The 6,011-nt window shown below is 56.9% G+C and carries 5 protein-coding genes and 2 pseudogenes; 3 read left to right on the top strand and 4 right to left on the bottom strand.

Annotation, left to right across the window (positions count from 1 at the left end):
* Positions 1–155 (bottom strand): annotated as a pseudogene (locus ABWP27_RS11635) (ABC transporter permease); the annotation flags it as partial.
* 75 nt (positions 156–230) lie between these two features.
* On the bottom strand, positions 231–1,817 hold the full coding sequence (locus ABWP27_RS11630) for an ABC transporter substrate-binding protein (protein WP_353156937.1): 1,587 nt from the start codon (positions 1,815–1,817) through the stop codon (positions 231–233).
* Positions 1,818–2,068: 251 nt separating this feature from the next.
* Here ABWP27_RS11630 and ABWP27_RS11625 point away from each other — a divergent pair, with 251 nt between their 5' ends.
* From ABWP27_RS11625 to cueR, 3 genes are all read left to right on the top strand, one after another.
* On the top strand, positions 2,069–2,404 hold the full coding sequence (locus ABWP27_RS11625) for a CzcE family metal-binding protein (protein WP_353156934.1): 336 nt from the start codon (positions 2,069–2,071) through the stop codon (positions 2,402–2,404).
* A gap of 186 nt (positions 2,405–2,590) precedes the next feature.
* Positions 2,591–5,038: a heavy metal translocating P-type ATPase gene (locus tag ABWP27_RS11620; RefSeq protein ID WP_353156931.1), complete on the top strand. Its 2,448-nt coding sequence runs from the start codon at positions 2,591–2,593 to the stop codon at positions 5,036–5,038.
* 16 nt (positions 5,039–5,054) lie between these two features.
* A complete protein-coding gene (gene cueR / locus ABWP27_RS11615; protein ID WP_353156928.1) occupies positions 5,055–5,474 on the top strand; it encodes a Cu(I)-responsive transcriptional regulator in 420 nt (139 codons plus the stop codon).
* A gap of 97 nt (positions 5,475–5,571) precedes the next feature.
* Here cueR and ABWP27_RS11610 read toward each other — a convergent pair whose 3' ends face one another.
* Positions 5,572–5,778 (bottom strand): cation transporter, encoded by a 207-nt coding sequence (locus ABWP27_RS11610; protein WP_353156925.1) that lies wholly within the window; start codon positions 5,776–5,778, stop codon positions 5,572–5,574.
* 75 nt (positions 5,779–5,853) lie between these two features.
* Positions 5,854–6,011, bottom strand: a pseudogene (locus tag ABWP27_RS11605) (arsenical resistance protein ArsH); the annotation flags it as partial.

Below are 6,011 nucleotides of genomic sequence, written 5' to 3'. Positions count from 1 at the left end.
GCGATGGTGCGGGCGCGCTCAAGCTGGTCGGCATCGGGACTGATCAGCATGTCGATCGGATTGCCGATTGCATATACGCCGATAAAAACCAGCAGCGACATCACTGCCAGCACAATGATGCTTTGTCCGAGACGGCGCAGAATAAAGTCGAGCATGATCAGTCCACGCTCGCGATAACAAAGGTAAAAGCGCGAGCGCGAACGTCCTGCAGATGCAATGGCACGCGGGATTTATTCTGGATGGAACTGATGTGCAAAAGTGAATTCATCGGTACGCGCAGTGTACTTCAAGCCCTTGCGCAGCGCCCAGGTCGCATACTGGTGATGCAGCGGCAGCACCGCATAATCCTGCAGGGCGACAGCTGCCGCATCTTTCGCAAACGCTACACGCTTGCTCTGATCGACCGACGATAGTGATGAAGCGATCAATTTATCCACCGTCGGATTGCTGTACTTGCCCCAGTTCCACGAACCCCAGCCGGTTTCCGCATTCGGCGTACCGACCAAAGTACGCAAACCGAAATCACCCGCCAATGTACCCCAGCCCAATAGCGACACACTGAATTCGCCAGCCCGCGCCTTGGCGAAATAGACTGACAGCGGCAGGGTTTCCACCTTGGTCTGTATACCGATGCGATTCCAGAATTGCGCCACCGTCTGCACTACCTGTTCGTCATTGATATAGCGATCGTTGGGGCCATGTATCGTCAGTGCAAAACCATTCGGATAGCCGGCTTGCGCCAGCAGTTTCTTCGCTCCTTCCGGATCGTAGGCCTCCACCTTCAGCGCATCGTTGTAGCCGAATACGCCGGGCGACACGATATTCGAGGCCGGTACCGCCAGCCCTTCCATCGTGCGTTCCACCAGGGCCTGACGATTGATGGCTTTCGACATCGCCTGCCGCACGCGCACATCGTGCAGCGGATTTTTCGGCAAGGGCTTGCCGGATTTATCGGTCACGTAACGCGAAACGCCGGGCGACTGATCGAGCTCCCAGAATATCGTGCGCCAGGATATTTTTTGCGCAAGGCTGAATTTGGCATTGCTCTTCAGACGCGCCAGATCGGCGGTCGGCACGCCTTCAATCGCGTCGACATCGCCGGACAGCAAGGCGGCCAGACGCGGTGCGGAATTGGTGATGATGCGAAAGGTGACCTTGTCCCAATCCGATTTGCCGCCCCAGTATTGATCGTTGCGCGTCACTTCTATGCGGTCACCGCGCTTGAAGCTCAGGAATTTATACGGGCCGGTGCCTATCAGCGCCTTGCCGCTATTGAAGTCGTCGCTACCCGCTTTTTCAGCCACTTTCTTCGACACGATAAAAATCGTGCTCATATCCAGTGCCAGCGGACCGTATGGTGCGGCGGTCGTCAGACGCACGGTGTAAGGGTCGACGATTTTTTTCGCAGCTATCTGTTTGGTATAGGAAGTAAACGGACCGGGGCTGCTGGTCAGTTTTGCCGGCCTGTCCAGCGAAAAAATCACATCGTCGGCAGTAAAAGGCGAGCCATCGTGAAATTTCACATCGCGTCGCAACTTGAATTCCCATGTCGTCGCATCCACTGCGCGCCATGAAATCGCCAGACCCGGCACCAGTTTGCCGTTCGCATCGACATTCACCAGTGCATCGAAGATATGCGAAGAGAATGCAATATTGGGGGCAATGTTCAAATAATGCGGATCGAGCGAAGAAACGTCTGCCGACAAGCCGATTTTCAGATCGGCGGCAAATGCAGCATGCGACGCCAGATTCAGCGACCATGCGAGCGCACCCGCCAGCGCCAGTGCAGATAATTTTTTCCGTTTGAAACCGAACATGTTTTGCCTTTAAAGAAACTGGAAGCAACGAAGGCTGCGCGAGCATGCGCGGCCATGCCACAACGCGATGGTAGTGACCTCACCGACGAATGTAAATGATGCTTTTCTAGCTTGCATATGCAGAAAGACGATCAGCGATGATGCGCTTGCCGCTACCGGACAGCGATCAACACGGAACCTGTATGATGCTTCGCGCTCTAAAACAATAGCGCCCTTGCCTTCGTTTTTGCATCATTCCTATGGAGTTCGCCATGCTGCTCAGATCACTGATTCTTATATTTACCGCCCTCATGGCATTCAGCATGCCGGCGTTTTCCGCACCGTCGCGTCTCGATCTACTGGGCAATCCGGCCCCGTCCGTTGCCGCCACACGCACCATCGTCATTACGCCTGAAACCAAATGGGTCAATGTGGAAGGTGGCGAAGTCATCAACTTCATCGTTGGCGACAAATCCTTCGGCTGGGATTTTTACGTCGGTTCCACAGTTACCTCATTTGATCTTAGTCGGGTCGCCCCACCCGGCGTACTGAACCGGCCAGTCATTGCTTATGTATCGCCCGATCCGCGCTATCGCGGCTGGGATTAAAGATTGCACCTGATACAACTTGCTGATAACAAGGCACATCAGTAAGTTGTTTCAAGAGCACGAGCACTTTTCCATACTGAAATTTAATTCCCGGGCCCACCGTTTAGCGCTTGAAAAATAGGCTTGACCTTCCCATCATGGTAAGGTCAATACTCATTTCATCTTCCGCTTCCAGTGAGTCCCATCATGAGCAGCCCAGCCGTATCCGACAGCACCCATCGCATCACGCTAGACGTCGCCGGCATGACCTGCGCATCCTGCGCAGGACGCGTGGAAAAAGCCATCAACGCGATTCCCGGCGTAACAAAAACCAGTGTGAATCTGGCTACCGATAGCGTCGCTGTTGAAGTCGATCATGCGGCTGCTGTCGATGCAGCGACTGTTCAGCAGGCAATTGAAAAAGCCGGTTACAGCGTGCCGCAGCAGGAGGTCGAGCTGGATATTACCGGCATGACCTGCGCTTCCTGCGCCGGCCGGGTGGAAAAAGCCTTGCGCAAGGTCGATGGCGTACTTGATGCGAGCATCAATCTCGCCACCGACAAGGCACGCGTCAAAGTAAGCGGCGGAACCGCGGCGTCTGCCCTGATTGCCGCAGTCGATGCCGCAGGTTACAGCGCCGCCTTGCCGCACGATGCATCGGGCTCAGCTTCTTCCGGCAGTACGGCAACTTCAAGAGACTGGCTGCCGGTCGTGTTATCTGCGCTGCTGGCCATTCCGCTGGTTTTACCCATGCTGCTGGAACCCTTCGGCGTGCACTTCATGCTGCCGGGCTGGCTGCAATGGGCGCTGGCCACGCCGGTGCAATTCTGGCTGGGCGCGCGCTTTTACAAAGCCGGCTGGCATGCAGTCAAGGCCGGCACCGGCAATATGGATTTGCTGGTTGCGCTCGGCACCAGCGCCGCCTATGGCTTGAGCATCTATCTGTTGCTGACGGCGATGCCGGATCAGATGCCGCATCTGTACTTTGAAGCCGCAGTCGTGGTGATCACGCTGATCCTGCTCGGCAAGTGGCTGGAAGCGCGTGCCAAGAAGCAAACCGCCTCCGCCATACGCGCGCTGCAAAAACTGCGTCCGGAATCGGCCCGCGTGCGACGCGACGGCAAGGATATCGATGTCGCCATCGATGCAGTGCGCGTCGGCGATATCGTCGTCGTCCGTCCCGGCGAACGGATCGCAGTCGATGGCACCGTGCTCGAAGGCAGCAGCCAGGTCGATGAATCGCTGATCACCGGCGAGAGCCTGCCGGTATTGAAACAGGTCGGCGACAAAGTGACAGGCGCAGCGATCAATGCTGATGGTGTGTTGCTGGTGCGTACCGATGCAATCGGCGCAGAAACCACGCTGTCGCGCATCATCCGCATGGTGGAAAACGCACAATCGGAAAAAGCGCCCATCCAGCGCCTGGTGGACAAGGTCAGTGCGATCTTCGTGCCTATCGTGCTGGCAATTGCCCTGCTCACCTTCATCGGCTGGTGGCTGGCCGGCAGCAGCATGGAAGTCGCCATCATCAATGCAGTGACCGTGCTGGTCATCGCCTGCCCGTGTGCACTCGGACTGGCAACGCCGACCGCCATCATGGCCGGTACCGGTGTGGCCGCCAGATACGGCATCCTGATCAAGGATGCCGAAGCGCTGGAAATCGCGCATCGCATCACGACCGTTGTATTCGACAAGACCGGCACGCTGACGCAAGGCAAACCGCAGGTCAGCGATTTTCTGACTAATGGCATCGCTGAAGACACACTGCTGCAACTGGCCGCTTCCATCCAGCGCAGCAGCGAACATCCGCTCGGACGCGCCGTCGTCGAACAGGCGGTAGCGCGGCAACTGCTACTGCTGGATACCAGCGCAGTCCAGGCCCTGCCCGGCCGCGGCATGATGGCAACGGTGGAAGGCCGCACACTGCAACTCGGCAATGCACGCCTGATGGGCGAGCTCGGCATCGACATGACGCAGTTTGCGCAACGCGCACAGCAACTGGAAGAAAACGGCCACACCGTCTCATGGCTGGCAGAAACCGGTGCGTCAGCAGGTCTGCTCGGTTTGATCTCCTTTCGCGACACGATCAAGCACAGTGCACCGCAGGCAGTGGAGCGCCTGCACGCACTAGGAATTCAAACCATACTGCTCACCGGCGACAATCAGGGCAACGCCAATGCGGTCGGCAAACAGCTGGGCATAGACCGCGTGCTGGCGCAGGTGCTGCCGGGCGACAAGAGCGCGAAGATCACCGCGCTGCAGGGCGAAAGCCAGATCGTCGCGATGGTCGGCGACGGCATCAACGATGCACCGGCACTGGCCGCCGCCGATGTCGGCATCGCGATGGCGACCGGCACCGATGTGGCGATGCATGCAGCAGGCATTACCTTGATGCGCGGCGATCCGGCGCTGGTTGCCGACGCCATCGATATCTCGCGCCGCACCTACAGCAAGATCCGGCAAAACCTGTTCTGGGCATTTATCTACAATCTGGTCGGTATTCCGCTGGCGGCATTCGGTTTGCTGAATCCCATGTTTGCCGGTGCAGCGATGGCCTTCAGTTCGGTCAGCGTGATCAGCAATGCCTTGCTGTTGCGCCGCTGGCATCCGGCGACAGCCGAGCAGCGCAAGATACAGTCAACGCATACAGTTTGAAGCGGAAGGAAACATCATGAATATCGGAGAGGCAGCAAAGGCATCCGGCATATCCGCCAAGATGATCCGTCACTACGAAAGCATCCACCTGGTCGCACCGGGTGTACGCAGCGGTGCAGGTTATCGCACCTACAATGACAAGGACCTGCACGCGCTGCGTTTCATCAAGCGTGCACGTTCGCTCGGATTCTCGCTGGATCAGATCAGGGATTTGCTCTCGCTGTGGAATGATACGCAGCGCGCCAGCGCAGACGTGAAGACGATTGCATTGGCGCATGTCGCCGACCTGGAAAAGCGCATCGCCGAATTAAGCGAGATGCGCGATACGCTGCAGCATCTGGCGCAAACATGCAGCGGCGATGGGCGGCCGGATTGCCCCATCCTGCAAGGCCTGGCGCAACAGGATGGCGATGACAAACATGCATGCCATTCCTGAATCTTGATCGTTCTGCCGTTTTGACATGAACATGCATGCAATAAAAAAGCGAGCTGGACGGCTCGCTTTTTTCTTTGTGTACTCCGCTATTCAATGACTACACGGCAGCACTGCTGACTACCGGATAACCGGCATCATCTATCGCTGCAGCGATCTTCGCCAGTTCCGCGCCCGACTGCACGCGCACCTTGCGCTGCGCCAGATCGACTTCCACCTGCGCCTGCGCATCTACTGCCTGCACCGATTTGGTCACTGCATTGACGCAATGGCCGCAACTCATTTTTTCAACCTGCAATTCATACATGATGTGACTCCTTTTCAAATGGGTGATTACACTGTAGATCTTCCTATCGTGGGAAGGTCAAGCATTTTCAAAACATCATATTTTATTGATGTTGTGCGTCGCCTGCTGCTTGCGCTCGCTGTAGCGATCGACCAGATAATCGGTACGGCCGCGTAGCAGCAAGGTGAACTTGAACAATTCTTCCATCACATCGACCAGCCTATCGTAATAGGGCGAAGGCTTCATGCGACCGG

It is taken from the genome of Herminiimonas fonticola, assembly GCF_040395855.1.
In the GTDB taxonomy this organism is placed as follows: Bacteria; Pseudomonadota; Gammaproteobacteria; order Burkholderiales; family Burkholderiaceae_D; genus Oxalicibacterium; species Oxalicibacterium fonticola_A.
The sequence above is the reverse complement of the archived record's forward strand: the minus strand, read 5'-3'. Positions and strand labels throughout refer to the sequence as shown.

Excerpts from the sequence above, each read along its gene's own strand:
- ABWP27_RS11630 (WP_353156937.1), bottom strand. The coding sequence starts at position 1,817 with ATGTTCGGTTTCAAACGGAAAAAATTATCTGCACTGGCGCTGGCGGGT.
- ABWP27_RS11620 (WP_353156931.1), top strand. The coding sequence starts at position 2,591 with ATGAGCAGCCCAGCCGTATCCGACAGCACCCATCGCATCACGCTAGAC.
- cueR (WP_353156928.1), top strand. The coding sequence starts at position 5,055 with ATGAATATCGGAGAGGCAGCAAAGGCATCCGGCATATCCGCCAAGATG.
- ABWP27_RS11610 (WP_353156925.1), bottom strand. The coding sequence starts at position 5,778 with ATGTATGAATTGCAGGTTGAAAAAATGAGTTGCGGCCATTGCGTCAAT.
- ABWP27_RS11625 (WP_353156934.1), top strand. The coding sequence starts at position 2,069 with ATGCTGCTCAGATCACTGATTCTTATATTTACCGCCCTCATGGCATTC.